The 13,821-nt window shown below is 36.8% G+C and carries 13 protein-coding genes; 3 read left to right on the forward strand and 10 right to left on the reverse strand.

Features of this window, described 5'->3' with window-relative positions:
- Positions 1 to 88: 88 nt before the first annotated feature.
- From AB3M96_RS20840 to AB3M96_RS20855, 4 genes are all read right to left on the reverse strand, one after another.
- Complete coding sequence (locus tag AB3M96_RS20840) at positions 89 to 1,420, reverse strand: S8 family peptidase (protein ID WP_412969536.1); 1,332 nt, start codon at positions 1,418 to 1,420, stop codon at positions 89 to 91.
- Between the two features lie 155 nt (positions 1,421 to 1,575).
- Positions 1,576 to 1,698, reverse strand: coding sequence for a hypothetical protein (locus tag AB3M96_RS20845; protein WP_412969537.1), 123 nt, complete (start codon positions 1,696 to 1,698; stop codon positions 1,576 to 1,578).
- 288 nt (positions 1,699 to 1,986) lie between these two features.
- Positions 1,987 to 3,087: a tetratricopeptide repeat-containing glycosyltransferase gene (locus AB3M96_RS20850; RefSeq protein ID WP_412969538.1), complete on the reverse strand. Its 1,101-nt coding sequence runs from the start codon at positions 3,085 to 3,087 to the stop codon at positions 1,987 to 1,989.
- Positions 3,084 to 4,088, reverse strand: coding sequence for a glycosyltransferase (locus AB3M96_RS20855; RefSeq protein WP_412969539.1), 1,005 nt, complete (start codon positions 4,086 to 4,088; stop codon positions 3,084 to 3,086). The genes AB3M96_RS20850 and AB3M96_RS20855 overlap by 4 nt, the downstream gene beginning before the upstream one ends.
- A gap of 345 nt (positions 4,089 to 4,433) precedes the next feature.
- Here AB3M96_RS20855 and AB3M96_RS20860 point away from each other — a divergent pair, with 345 nt between their 5' ends.
- Positions 4,434 to 5,360: a glycosyltransferase gene (locus AB3M96_RS20860; RefSeq protein ID WP_412969540.1), complete on the forward strand. Its 927-nt coding sequence runs from the start codon at positions 4,434 to 4,436 to the stop codon at positions 5,358 to 5,360.
- Between the two features lie 32 nt (positions 5,361 to 5,392).
- On the opposite strand, the gene AB3M96_RS20865 is transcribed toward AB3M96_RS20860, so the two are convergent.
- The 4 genes from AB3M96_RS20865 to AB3M96_RS20880 all read right to left on the reverse strand — a co-directional run bounded on the left by AB3M96_RS20865 (position 5,393) and on the right by AB3M96_RS20880 (position 9,278).
- Entirely contained in the window at positions 5,393 to 6,340 is a 948-nt protein-coding gene (locus tag AB3M96_RS20865; protein ID WP_412969541.1) for a Gfo/Idh/MocA family oxidoreductase, read from the reverse strand.
- Positions 6,337 to 7,443, reverse strand: coding sequence for a DegT/DnrJ/EryC1/StrS family aminotransferase (locus tag AB3M96_RS20870; protein WP_412969542.1), 1,107 nt, complete (start codon positions 7,441 to 7,443; stop codon positions 6,337 to 6,339). Before AB3M96_RS20870 ends, AB3M96_RS20865 begins: the two co-directional genes overlap by 4 nt.
- On the reverse strand, positions 7,440 to 8,156 hold the full coding sequence (locus AB3M96_RS20875) for an acyltransferase (protein ID WP_412969543.1): 717 nt from the start codon (positions 8,154 to 8,156) through the stop codon (positions 7,440 to 7,442). The genes AB3M96_RS20870 and AB3M96_RS20875 overlap by 4 nt, the downstream gene beginning before the upstream one ends.
- A gap of 138 nt (positions 8,157 to 8,294) precedes the next feature.
- Positions 8,295 to 9,278, reverse strand: coding sequence for a glycosyltransferase family protein (locus AB3M96_RS20880; RefSeq protein WP_412969544.1), 984 nt, complete (start codon positions 9,276 to 9,278; stop codon positions 8,295 to 8,297).
- Positions 9,279 to 9,447: 169 nt separating this feature from the next.
- On the opposite strand from AB3M96_RS20880, the gene AB3M96_RS20885 reads away from it, so the two are divergent.
- Together AB3M96_RS20885 and AB3M96_RS20890 are read left to right on the forward strand one after the other, a co-directional pair.
- Positions 9,448 to 10,725: a nucleotide sugar dehydrogenase gene (locus AB3M96_RS20885; RefSeq protein ID WP_412969545.1), complete on the forward strand. Its 1,278-nt coding sequence runs from the start codon at positions 9,448 to 9,450 to the stop codon at positions 10,723 to 10,725.
- A 45-nt stretch (positions 10,726 to 10,770) separates the two neighbouring features.
- Positions 10,771 to 11,784 carry a glycosyltransferase family 4 protein gene (locus AB3M96_RS20890; RefSeq protein WP_412969546.1) on the forward strand — a complete coding sequence of 338 codons (1,014 nt, stop codon included), beginning with the start codon at positions 10,771 to 10,773 and terminating at the stop codon, positions 11,782 to 11,784.
- A 112-nt stretch (positions 11,785 to 11,896) separates the two neighbouring features.
- Here the strand turns inward: AB3M96_RS20890 and AB3M96_RS20895 are convergent, their stop codons facing one another.
- A complete protein-coding gene (locus AB3M96_RS20895) occupies positions 11,897 to 12,664 on the reverse strand; it encodes a collagen-like protein (protein ID WP_412969547.1) in 768 nt (255 codons plus the stop codon).
- A gap of 167 nt (positions 12,665 to 12,831) precedes the next feature.
- Positions 12,832 to 13,821, reverse strand: a 990-nt coding sequence (locus tag AB3M96_RS20900) for a hypothetical protein (RefSeq protein WP_412969548.1), incomplete at its 5' end; no start/stop codon positions are given.

The following is a 13,821-nucleotide window of genomic DNA, read 5'->3' on the forward strand; positions in this document are numbered from 1 at the left end:
GCGTAGTTGCACTTATGCAGATAGGGAAAGAATTTTAAGCTTTTCCTATCTGCAAAAAAACCAAGGAATTACCCTTGGTTTACAGTTTCTACTTTATTGCGTTTTGTGCATTTATATAGCCAGCGCCATATGTGTTATAATCAATCCCTTTCCATTTATCAGCTCCACTTAATAAATCTCCTTTTATATTAGTAGGACTCACTGGAAGATTGTTTTTCTTTCTGTATTCAATCATTAAAGCCACTACTCCTGCACAAATTGGTGTCGCCATGGAAGTACCTGATAACGTAAAGTAGTTCTGTTCCACACGGTTTGCTTTCTGAAACTTATCAAGGTATGAATTTGGTGAACGTAATGAAATAATATTGACTCCCGGTGCAACGATATCTGGTTTTGGAACATTGTAAAAAGTTGGGCCTCTACTTGAGAACTGTGCAATTGCATCGTCCATGCGGCCGTCTAGTGTATTACGGTCATCTAGTGCACCGACCGTTATAACTTTGTTGCTAATACCAGGACTAGCAATTGTATTTGGTTCGTCACCCTCATTTCCAGCAGCTACAACAACTACAATACCACTGTCCCACGCTTTTTCAACAATTTGGACCATCGGGTCTGCATCTTCATTGTTTAGCCGTTGAGCAGACGCACCGAGTGACATTGATATAATATCTATTCTAGGTTTTGTTGCATCCTGGTTATTGAGAATACACCATTCAACTCCACGCATGACAGTATCTAACGAGCCAGAACCCAGCTTATCTAAAACCTTTATCCCTACTACATTCGCATTGGGTGCCGGAGCAACATACTTTCCTCCAGAGGCAGCACCATTTCCGGCAGCATCTCCAGCACAATGTGTTCCATGTCCATTATCATCATACGGGTTAGGATCACTATTAACTAAATCAACGAAGTCTATAATTCTACCTTCTAAATCTTGATGAGGGTATATTCCCGTATCAATAACAGCAATTGTTACTCCATCACCGGTAAGCTTGGACCCATTTCGTACAACTTGATCAGCTCTTGCTGATGGTGTGGCTACATTGAGTAAGGCTTTTACTTCTGAATTTAAATAAACACGCTTAACAGTTGAACATGTTTGTAGAAGCTCTTCTAAACCTGCTGCAGTGACAGTCGCTGAACAACTATCAATTGTCTTAAATTCATGTTTAATCTTACAACCGTAGTGTCGGTCCATCACCGCTTTCACACTCTCATGAACTCCCTTTTGGTCTGCACACTCAATAATGACCTCAAACTTTCTCGTCTTCTTTATTATTTTTTCAAGCGTGTTATGAAAGATACATGGTGTCCACTTAAAAGGGCGATATAGATTTACTAGGTTTTTTCGTAGATTACTATCCATCTTGGAGCCATAGTTTCTTGCAAATTGGACCATTGAAAATCCAAACATTTCTTTCACCTCCTATTTTTCCTATAAAATAGAATATGTAAGGTAAGAGAAAGTTGGAGCGGTGTTTGTCCGAGGTTTTTTGCCTGTTTTAAATATAAAATAAGTTGAATCCTAGTATGTTATCCTACTAGGATTCAAGAATGACATCAGATTTTTTAACCTTCACTACTGCCGTTACCTGGACCTTCAAGAATGATTCTTTGAATGAAGCAAGAGGAAATGAATGCATCTCCACTAGGTCTTTCGAAACGTACTATTCCCTCACCTACATCTTGCACTGTAGCATTGGTAAAGTTTTGTAATTGTTGCCCTACTGTACCGATTGTTAATTGTTGAGGATCATTAATATAGTCGAAGAAGAATCCAGTAACCGGATCCTCACAACAAACTTATAAGTATCAATCATAAACTAAAAGACTTTCTCCCCATAATATCGATACATAAGGAAAAATTCCCTCTTCATTTAAATCAGAAGGGTATTTTTTTATACAAAATTAGAGGGGTTCAAAAGCTAAAGCCTTTCAAAACACCCTCTTGGTATTATCATTTATTGATAGTTTTTAGCTTTATTCCAAAGAATGTTCATATGATTTTTTTATTCTATCTAAATTGTCCTTTAATCTCTGATTACCCGAATCCATTTCAACTGCCTTCTTCGCAAATTCATATGATTTTTGAAGCATCCCTAGGTAATAACAACTTAACGCTCCTAAATCATATACAGTGTAGTTCCAAGCAAATCCTTCCGTTAAATAGCTAGCTTTTTTCTCCTTAATCTTTAATGCATTCTCAACCATGTTGTACACTGTTGGCCAATCTTTTTCTTTATGTGCTAATTGAGCCATCTCTATATATGGTTCACGTAAATGCCTTGCTTCCGCAATTGCTTTATACAACCACGCTCTTGCTTCTCCAAGATTACCTTTAGCCTTGTAGGAACGTGCAATAAACCTCATTGCTGCGCTTCGTTGATCTTTCCAAGTTGCTTCTGGCTTTTGTAAGAAGATCTGTAGTGTTTCAATACATTCATCCCACTTATCATAATAAGAATATTCACGTCCTAGATAAAACAAATTAGTTAGATAGTCAGGGTCTTCTTTAACTGATAATTCTAAAAGCGACAGGTACTGACTTCTCGATTTTGTTTCGTCAGGAAAATGGTTTAGTTGAATGCTTCTTTCCCATACCGTCTTATCAGGTTTTGTCCCATAATAGTACAATACTTCATGTACAGGATGTACCCATCTATACCCGTGTCTACTGTGTATTTTTCCTCTCCAGAAAGTTGTAGCCCTCGTTCCGTCAGGATTAAATTTCCACGTGTACATATAGTTTACTCTTGTAGTATCATCTCTCCATATATTTTCAAGTTTATCTCTCCAACCAGTTTCAAATACTTCATCCAAATCAGTACTCACACAAACGTCAAAGTCCCCAGGAACAAAATTCAACGCAATATTTCGGGGAAGATCAAATCTCCAGGGATTAATTTTAATTGAATATACGAGAGCACCTCTTGCTCGTAACTTCTCAACAGTATTATCTGTAGAACCCGTATCTGCCACAACTACTAAATCAGCTTCAAGCATAGAGTCCATCCACTTATCTACAAATTGCTCTTCATCCTTACAAATTGCATAAACTGCTATCTTTAATTTATTGTTCATAGTTCAAGACCTTCTTTTTTTGCAAGCTCTAGGAGCTTTTCTTTCCATTGAACAAAATGTTCATTCCAAGCAGATTCATTAAAATGATAGTCTGTAATTTTGCGATTTAGTTTTTCAGCTTCTTTTAACGTAAAAAACGCTTCTAGATTTCTACCAAGTTGGTGTAAATACTTAGCTTTTTCAAATCTTATTTCTCTTCTAATGGGTAAGAACATGATAGCTTGGTTTAGCTCATGCAAAGCCAAATCTATTTTATTCTGAGATTTATAAATAATATATTTTAGCTTATGAAGATACCCTTTATCGCTGTCCTCTATCTTTAACGCTTCATCGGTTGCCCAAATTGCCTTATCATATTTCCTAGCTCTAATATACTCTCCCGCAAGGAAACTCCAGGATTTCCATACATCGTTTCGCTCCTTTACAGATTGTTCTAGGAGAGGCAGATAACTAGATCTAGATTTTTCAGTATCTGGTTTTTGATAAATCCAAAAATCAGATAGTCTCTTAATTTTCTCTTCACCGTTATATTCAAGTATCTCATGTACTGGAAGCTTCCATTGATACCCAATTCGCTTGTGTATCCTTTCGTGCCAATGCTGACTAGCCCCACCATTTGGCCAAATTGTACTGAATTTATGAAAATATCTTGTAATAGTAGGGTCGTAATGTTTCAGTAAGCATTCCTTCCATCCATCCATTAAATACTCATCAATATCTAATGATATACAAATCTCAATATCAGAACTGATCAGAGAAAGCGCAGTATTTCTGGCATCATCAAAGCGCCAAGGAGATACACATATCTTGTAGATAGATATGCGTAAAGTAGAATTTTCTTTGCAAAAACTTTTAATAATCTCATTTGTACTATCTGTTGATCCTGTATCACAAAGAACAACTTCATCTGCATCTTTGACTGAATGTAAAAATCTCTTAATAAATTTTTCTTCATTTTTATAAATTCCATAAATTGCAATACGAGTTTTTTTCTTATCCAATTCCATCACTCAATATAACATTTTTATAGGTATTTATTTTTTTTCTAAATAAGACAGGTAAAATTTTATCGTATTTTTCTCTCACCCTTCTACCTATATGGTAATGAACAAGCATAGTTTTATCACCTAATTTCAGAATTATGGTTTTAACATTATTCAAATGGATTAACAGTAGTATAATATTCTATCTTACTACTGAAGTGCTTGTTTGAAGGACAAATAGTCTACTGTCTATAGGTTAATTTTAGCGGATATTTATTTCATCTATGCACTCGACCACACGTCCGCCATACTAATTTCATATCAATACAGAAGTACGTTAATAATATTGGAAGGCGGATATTAATGTTAAACATATTATTTATTACAAACGACAGAGAACATCACCTTAACAAGGCACCATTCTATCTTTCTCAAGAACTGACTAAACTTTCAAATCTAACAGTCTGGTCTACTCCAGGTGATATTAGAGAGATAGTATCTCAACTACCAAAAAAGCCCGATTTTATATTAATTAATGATGTGGACAAGTCAACATCTCCAAATATATCAGGTTTTAACACTATAAATATTCCATCTGCACTAATCTGTGAGGATCTTCATAGAAATGTAGGTGGGCGGGGCAAATTCATTCGAAATAACAATATCCAATACGTATTTCCTATTATCAGAGATAAATTCCTACAAACCTACTCAAGCCTACAAGATAGAATGTGGTGGTTTCCTCACCATGTAAACACCAAAATTTTTTATGATTACAATTTAGAAAAAGACATTGACTACCTACTACTTGGTAAAATTGATAATGTATATCCTCTACGACAAAAGATACTAAAAAAAATGCAAAATGAACCTGGATTTATTTGTTCAAGGCACCCTGGATATAAAAGTTTTAGTAAAACTGAGGAACAACGAAGATTAATTGGAGAAAATTATGCAAAATTAATTAATAGAGCAAAAATTTTTTTTACCTGCGACTCCATTCACAAATATCCTGTAAAAAAATATTATGAGGCAATGGCTTGTCGTACTCTTCTTCTTGCCCCTACTTCTAACGAGATCGAAGATTTAGGTTTTATACCAGGCAAACATTTTATTGATATCAATGAAGATGACTTTTATGAAAAAGCCAAATATTATCTCGAACATGAGACAGAGCGGCAAATAATTGTAGATGCGGGCTATGATTTTGTACGTGAGCATCATTCAACCAAAGTGAGAGCGAAACAATTGGTTGAAAAAATCGAGGAAATTTTAGGTAGAAAAAAATAATAAAAACAACCAATCCTTAAATTGGTTGTTTTTTATTGTAAACAAGACTTTATTTTCAAGGCCACTTCCAAAGCCGCTTCACCTTCTTTCAAGCTTACTTCCGGTTGTTTGTTATGTTGAATACACTCTACGAAATGTTCTAATTCCTGTGTTAGAGGATCAGCGATTTGAATGGCTATTTTCTCCATCAAGAATTCAGTTGGATATCCAGATTTACAAATTGGATTAGCAGCTGTATTTTTTACTATCAATTGCTGTCTAGATAAATAATCTGTCTTAATCATTCTTTCTTTCTCTGTAATAATTAACGTTCTTTCTTTTTCATGTGAGATATTACTTGCTACTAAGGAAGAGATTATCCCGTTTTCAAAGGTAAGAAGTGCTGTAACATAGTCATAATTACCTTTCATATTAAAACAGACTCCCGCTGCCGATATATCAATAATGGGAGAACGAACGAGGCTAAGTACGATATCAATATCATGAATCATGACATCTAAAACAACATCAACATCCTTAATTCTACTAGATAACCCTAACCGTTTAGCCTCCATAAAAATAATTTGATCCTCTTCCACAAGCTTTTTTAATTGGCCAACAACAGGATTAAACCTTTCGATATGTCCCACTTGTAAAATAATATTTTTTTTATTTTGTAATTCTTTTAGCTTGCTAGTCTCCTCAAGAGAAACAGCAATCGGTTTCTCTACAAATAAGTGTTTATCTAATTGTATGGCCTCTTTAGCTAGGGAAAAATGGAATTTTGTCGGTGCAGCAATAATGACTGCATCAACATGCATTAGTAATTCTTGGTAGGTTGGATATACATTTACCGATAACTTATTACCTATTGTATTTGCTTTTTGAAAATCCGGGTCATATACGCCAATAAGATCTACATTCTTCATACCTTTTAGTTTTTGACAGTGATAAGAACCCATGTTTCCTACACCTACAACTCCTATTTTTACTACGTTCATTTTGTAACACCCTCGAATTCTTTAATAGCTGAGATGATATACTCTTGTTGAAATTCACTCATCATAGGAAAAATAGGGAGAGCGAGTATTTCATTCGCCACTTTCTCACTTATTGGAAAATCTCCTTTCTGATAGTTCAAATACTGGAATGCTTTTTGTAAGTGCAGTGGAATGGGATAGTAGATGGCAGAAGCAATCCCCATTTTATTCAAGAATTTGGAAAGCTCATCACGCTTCTCCGTTTGAATACAATATTGATGAAATGTATGGGTACGATCATGGATAATTGGAGGAGTTTTTACGATGTTTGAAACTTCAATTGTATAATTATTTGCTATTTCTCTTCTTCGATCTAAAAAGGTGTCTAACAGTTTCAATTTTTCTATTAAGATAGCAGCCTGTATTTCATCTAATCTACTGTTGACTCCGATATATGAATGGATATATCGCTCCTTACTACCATGATTCCTTAGCTGGCATACTTTTTCATACATTTCTACATTATTTGTAACGACTATTCCAGCATCACCAAAAGCACCTAAATTTTTTGATGGAAACAAAGAAAAACTTCCTATATCACCAATCTGACCAACCTTTTCTCCGTTATACACGGTACCGATTCCCTGGGCTGCATCCTCGATAATTTTCAAGTTGTATTTTGCTGCAATCTCCTTTATTGAATACATATCTATTGCTTTTCCAAACAGATGTACAACGATAATGGCTTTTGTCTTTTCTGTAATAACTGCTTCTATTTTTTGTGGATCCATATTATAGGTTTCTGGTTCTATATCAACAAAAACTGGTATTGCTCCCACTCTTGCAATCATTTCTGCTGTTGCAAAAAAGGTAAAAGGAGTCGTTATTACTTGATCTCCTGGTCCTATATCAAGTGCCTCTAAAGCAAGAAGAAGCGCATCTGTTCCATTCGCCACTCCTGCTGCAAAATTTGCTCCAAGGTAGTTAGCTACCTGTTGTTCAAAATATCTTCCCTTTTCTCCAAGTATATAAGAACCGCTATCAATGACTTCCATCACTGACCTTTTTATACTGTCTCCTACTACTTTTAATTCTTCCTTCAAATCAACCATTGGTATTTTCATTCTTCATTTCCCCTATCAATATTACATGAGTCTAGCCGTTTAGCTGGTACTCCAGCAACCATCCACTGATCAGAAATATCTTTTGTTACCACTGCTCCAGCTCCTACAATCACGTTTTTACCAATTGTGATTCCTGGTAATAACGACGCATTATTCCCTATTTTTGATCCTTCCCTTATGTGCGGCCCTTTTAACGAAAATTTCTTTGCCCCCATATATTTATCATTAGACATGGAAACGCATGGACCAAGAAATACATTATCCTCTAAAATCGTATCTCCTGTTACATAAGCAAGCGTTTGAACCGTACAATTCTTCCCAATTCGGGTATTTAATTCAATTATTGCCGCTCTCCCTATGACAGAACCGCTTCCGACCGTTACATTTTCACGAATACTTGCATGATCACCGATAAATACGTCCTCACCAATTTCAGTGCCAGTATATAGGGAAACCACGTTTCCAATTCTTACATTTGAATGAATCGTTAATTGCTGTAAAGTTTGACCAATCTTTCTCATACTTGCGTTTCCACTTGGTTGAATACCAAGCACACAGTTTGCTCCTACCTTTACATTATCTCCGATGCTAGTACCTTCTAAAATCACAGTGTTATGGCCAATTACTACGTTTTCTCCGATACTTACTCCATCTTCAATAACAACGTTTTGGCCTAAAATAACATTCCCCGGTATATTGTTTTCTTTAGACATCCTATCCCTCTTTTCCAAAATCACTCTTCTCTATCTACCAAGTGAGGCTTACCTTCATAACTAATCTCTATTAATCTTATGAAAAACATTAATTAATGGTATGGACAAATGGTTTGAAAGCAGAAAAATAGGCCGAAATTATTTGTCTCGGCCATTTTCAATATACTCTTTTATATAGTGAATAAGTTGCTGCGCGCGCGCTTCATTCGTATGCAAGGTATGAATTAAGTTATACCCATTTTCAGTTATTCTCTTTCTTTCCTCTTCGTGTTGAAGATAATACAATGCTTTTTCGTAAAAGTTCATACGGTCGCAAGCTACAAAGTTGACACCGTCTTCAAAGCCTAACTCCAAAATATCAGGTACAGGCTCTGCCAAAAGCAATGTCTTACATGCTGGTGCTTCAAAAAATTTTAATACAGGATATTTCAAAGAAGAGCCACAAGTAAAAAAGATTTTTGAACGATTTAGTTCTCTTGCGTACTTTTCATTAAGATACGTATTCTTCGTTTGCCTTCCCTTATGTCCAGGATGAGGATGAAAGATAAATCCATCAATATTCCTCATTTTTTCTAGTACTTCTTCACGAAAAGGATATTTGCCTCTACTTGCCTTAGCTAGATTTTTCGAAATACCCGATCGGTCATAGACAGCCCCCATTAATAGATAGTCGATATCCTTTTCTAATTGCCAGTCTTTAAAAACTTCAGGATTTATGGAAAATGGTAACCATCGAAACTTCTCTTGAGATCCTGGGAACTTCTTTATGAAGGCTTCCTTTGTTAGAGAAAAAATCAAATCGATTTTGTTTCGCTCAAAATATTCTCTTCTTTTTGCTGGATTAAAATGTATATCTATGACTATACATCCCTTTGGTATATCAACTTTATCTAAACCAGATATTGCTGGAGCAAGTGCATTCCCCCATGCATTATCATAATGAAGAATAAAATCGGGATTAAAATTTAATTCAGATAATATGTCATGAATGTTTCCATTCCTATACCAATATCTAACCTCGGCATATTTTTCTATAGCTTGCAAGGCTTCATACTTTGGTTTATGTTTAGGAAATTTTCTCCAAAATTGGTTTACTAAGACTAAGAGTTTTAGTTTTTCCATCCTTTATACCTCCTTAATCTACTTGTATTATATTAATCTTCTTCAAAAATGATATAAGCAAACAATGGAGTTTGTACTCAAAATCTAATACAATCACACACTCTTCCACTTTTCTTATGCATAGTATATGAAAGATGTTTATCTAAAACTGAAAATGGAGGAGATTTTTTTGGAAAAAGTAACCGTTGTAGGTCTGGGGAAAATCGGGTTGCCTTTAGCTACCGTTTTCGCAAACAGTGGCAACTACTATGTTATAGGTGCAGATAAAAATGAAATAGTTGTTAAACAAGTAAATACAGGACTTTCTCATATAAAAAATGAACCTGGCGTCGATGAATTACTAAATAAAGCATGGAAAAGCGGGTTAATACATGCAACTACAAATACGATTGACGCAGTTAGTCAATCCAGCATTGTAGTTGTAATTGTTCCAGTATTAGTTAATGACCAAAATAAAATAGACTATCAATATATTGATTCTGCAGTTGAAGATATTGGGAAGAGTATTAAAAAGGATACACTTGTCATATTTGAAACTACCATTCCAACAGGTGACACAAGGAATCGATTTGGGAGAAAAATAGAGGAACTATCTGGTCTACAAATGGGAGAGGATTTTTATTTAGCGTATAGTCCAGAAAGAGTATATTCTAACCGTATCCTCAAAGACCTAAAAACCTATCCAAAGGTAGTAAGCGGAATAAATAAAAAAAGTTTAGATATTGCTGCACAATTTTATCGAGACACAATTGGTTGTGATGTTTTACAAGTAAGTAGCTTAGAGACAGCAGAGTTTACAAAGGTCGCTGAAGCTGTGTATCGTGATGTTAACATTGCCTTGGTAAATGAGTTAGCTATTTACGGAGAAAAGTATGGTGTTGATATTAGCGAGGTTATTATGGCCGCTAATAGTGAACCTTTCTCACACTTACACATGCCAGGGGTTGGGGTCGGCGGCCATTGTATTCCAGTATACCCCTACTTTTTTATAAACAATGGACTTGATTATGGTCTTGTTCCTTTATCAAGAACAGTAAACGACAACATGGCCAATTATGCAGTGAACCTTCTCGAAGGAAGTTTTTATACACTACAAAGTAAAAACATCCTAATTCTAGGGCTTTCATTCCGTGAAAATGTAAAAGAAGCCACTCGTTCTTCTACCTTACTACTAGTAAATGCTCTAAGACAAAAAGGTGCAACTATTTATATTGATGATCCATTATATACGGAAGATGAAATTGCATCATTTGGTGTAAATGCTTTTAAAGGAGATGATAAGAATGATATAAATGGCATTATCCTTCAAGCCTTTCACGATGAGTATAAGCTATTTTCCTTTTCTGAATTTCAAAATTGTAAAGTGATTGTAGACGGAAGAAACGTCTTAGATAAAAGTGAGATTCAAAAATTAGGAATTACGTATTACGGTATTGGAATTAGGTAGGTAATGACGATTATGAAAATACTACACTTTCCTCAAAGTTTACCAATGATTACTTCATGTCATGCCCTAAAGAAAATAGATGTGGATGCTACTTCCGTTCAGTTCGCTTCGCATAGTTTTGGGTTTCAACCAGATAATTGCTTAAACCTACAAAAAGTCTCAAACTCAATGGTAAAAGTAAAAATACGAGAGTTTTTAAAGGATGCCGGACAGCAATATGATCTTTTTCACTTTCATGATATGCCAAAAGGTCACTTTACACCAGATGCAAAAGACATTGCCATTCTAAAAAAATCTAGCAAACCTATTATTATTCAACACCATGGTTCAGAGGTTAGAAGACTATCGATCGCAAGGAGCTTTAACAATCCATATGTGAAGGTGAAGGGTTACTGGCGAAATGAAAAGAAAATCATTTCACGATTAAGGCAATGGGGGGAACTCATTGATTATGCAATTATAGCCGACCATGAGCTTTTACCTTATATAAAAGATTACTATAAATCTATTCACATCATTAGACAACCTATCGATGTTAGTCAGTATTCCCCTTCTTATCCTAATAGTAAGAATGACCGACCAATCATTGTCCATGCTCCGTCTCATACAGATATAAAAGGTACAATCTATATAAATGAGGCAGTTACAAGGCTTAAAAACGAAGGATTTAGTTTTGACTTTCATGTAATACAAAAAACAAACCATGAGACAGCGCGACAAAAGTATCAACAGGCGGATATAATTGTAGACCAACTATTAATAGGAGCATATGGAACCTTAAGTCTTGAAGGAATGGCCCTGGGTAAACCTGTTATCTGTTATATCCGAGAAGATTTACTGGTAACCTATCCTAAAAACCTTCCGATTATTAGTGCCAACCCTGATACAATATATGAACAATTGAAGATACTCATTGTAGATTCCGTAAAGAGAAATGAAATAGGTAAGAAAAGCCGAGATTATGTAGAAAAATATCATGATTCAATTTTGATTGCAGAACAATTAAAAGCTATTTATGAGAAGGTTTTGAAGGAAAACCAGTCTAACGGTCAAGATTAATAAAAAATAACAGTACCTCAATTTGACGGTACTGTTATTTTTCTGCTTTGTGATTTAGATACTATAGTTTTTCTGTTAGCATGTAACTTTTATATACATATTAAATATATACCTAGAAATTCTGTGCACAATCCTCTGCATCACATGGACCGCCAGTAGATTGAAAGACTACATTATCAATAAATGCTGTTGGCCCGACACCTTGGGTTGCAAAGTTTTGGAAGGCAATACACGCTTCTGTTGCTCCTTCGGGCACACATACAACCAACTCGTAATGTTGAAAGCTAGACTGCGGTTGATTACTAGATGGGACAATATGTGGAATATCACCAGTTGCAAGATCAACAAGTGAAGGAGTGCAATCCTCTCCATTAAAAGTTACAGATGCTACAAGCTGAGGGTTTCCTTGACCTGCAGTAGCGCGTACATCAGCTGCAAATGTGAGTGTATAACAACAGCCTGGGGTAATATCTTCAACAGTTTGGCTAATAAACCCTTCTGGCAATATCGCTACTGCTTGAATACTGAAAATTGGACCCGGAAGAATCCGTCCACTGTGTACATTCTGATCTTGCACTAAAGCATTGTCACTATTCCAGCCAGGTACTGGATTAGTTTCTGAATCTTCTACCAGCTCATCAAACCCAGGATTCTCTAGTAAATTCGTACAAGGACAGCACCCTTGCGCAGCTGGGCCTGTTGGGCCTTGTGGACCTGTTGGGCCTGTTGGGCCTGTTGGGCCAGTCGGACCCGTCATTCCTGGCGAACCAGTTGGGCCAGTCGGACCCGTAGGTCCACTTTTACCTTTTGGACCTCGTGGCCCACTTATACAGCATTTTGAACATTCACAATCATCCTCATGAAATTTAATCCCCGACATTTATTATCACCCCATGTATTTAATATTTGTATAGTTTATGATGAATCTACCTTATCAGGCTCGGCGCATGTCCCTACTTTTATTTTTTTATTATTACTAATCTATAAAAAAGAGGAATATTAAGACTCAGAAAAAGAGAGAGGTATCCTCTCTCTCTCTCTATATATCTACGGATTGATGAACCCTATATTACATGTGGTAATTGCAGTGTCTCCACCTTGGACAACAATTCCTACGTATACTTGGTCCGCATCAATAATACCAGTAAATGTTGTTCCGCCAGTACCAATGGCTACATTATCTCCATCTAATTCAATTAACGCTGCTCTAATAGCTGACTCACATATTCCTTCACAAGATTCGTCACCAGGCTCTGGTAGGTCTAAGAATGTTAAGTCTTCATCTTCAAAATTAATACCACTTATTGCAGCAATTTCACAAATGTTGATAACTGTGTCATTAGCACCTATTACAACTCCAGGAGTTAGTGTTGGATCCATTAATGAGTCAGGAATAAGCCTTACTGGGACAAAGTTACCAATTGTACCATCATCAACTAATCTTACAGAAATACTAATATTATTTGTTGGATCGTCATCAGTGTTTCTTTCAACAATTTGTTCTAAAAGATTAATAACTTGTAACGTACATGTACATCCAATAGGTTCACATTCACATTCTCCGGTTGGACCCGTTGGTCCTCGATCGCCTGTCGGTCCGGTTGGTCCTGTCGGCCCGGTTGGTCCCGTTGGTCCCGTCGGTCCTGTTGCTCCTGTCGGTCCGGTCGGTCCGGTCGGCCCCGTTGGTCCTGTTGGTCCCGTTGGTCCTGTCGGCCCGGTTGGTCCCGTTGGTCCCGTCGGCCCTGTTGGTCCTGTCGGTCCGGTCGGTCCTGTTGGCCCTGTTGGTCCTGTTGCTCCCGTCGGTCCTGTTGCTCCTGTTGGTCCGGTCGGCCCCGTTGGTCCTGTTGGTCCCGTTGGTCCCGTTGGTCCGGTTGGGCCTGTTGGTCCGGTTGGCCCTGTTGGTCCTGTTGGTCCCGTTGGTCCGGTCGGTCCGGTCGGTCCTGTCGGTCCTGTTGGTCCCGTTGGTCCCGTTGGTCCTGTCGGCCCGGTTGGTCCCGTTGGTCCCGTCGGCCCTGTTGGTCCTGTCGGTCCGGTCGG

Origin of the sequence: Ferdinandcohnia jepli (assembly GCF_047246645.1) — a bacterium.
Taxonomy (GTDB): domain Bacteria; phylum Bacillota; class Bacilli; order Bacillales; family Bacillaceae_L; genus Ferdinandcohnia.

Excerpts from the sequence above, each read along its gene's own strand:
- AB3M96_RS20875 (WP_412969543.1), bottom strand. The coding sequence starts at position 8,156 with ATGTCTAAAGAAAACAATATACCGGGGAATGTTATTTTAGGCCAAAAC.
- AB3M96_RS20880 (WP_412969544.1), bottom strand. The coding sequence starts at position 9,278 with ATGGAAAAACTAAAACTCTTAGTCTTAGTAAACCAATTTTGGAGAAAA.
- AB3M96_RS20870 (WP_412969542.1), bottom strand. The coding sequence starts at position 7,443 with ATGAAAATACCAATGGTTGATTTGAAGGAAGAATTAAAAGTAGTAGGA.
- AB3M96_RS20865 (WP_412969541.1), bottom strand. The coding sequence starts at position 6,340 with ATGAACGTAGTAAAAATAGGAGTTGTAGGTGTAGGAAACATGGGTTCT.
- AB3M96_RS20840 (WP_412969536.1), bottom strand. The coding sequence starts at position 1,420 with ATGTTTGGATTTTCAATGGTCCAATTTGCAAGAAACTATGGCTCCAAG.
- AB3M96_RS20860 (WP_412969540.1), top strand. The coding sequence starts at position 4,434 with ATGTTAAACATATTATTTATTACAAACGACAGAGAACATCACCTTAAC.
- AB3M96_RS20895 (WP_412969547.1), bottom strand. The coding sequence starts at position 12,664 with ATGTCGGGGATTAAATTTCATGAGGATGATTGTGAATGTTCAAAATGC.
- AB3M96_RS20850 (WP_412969538.1), bottom strand. The coding sequence starts at position 3,087 with ATGAACAATAAATTAAAGATAGCAGTTTATGCAATTTGTAAGGATGAA.
- AB3M96_RS20890 (WP_412969546.1), top strand. The coding sequence starts at position 10,771 with ATGATTACTTCATGTCATGCCCTAAAGAAAATAGATGTGGATGCTACT.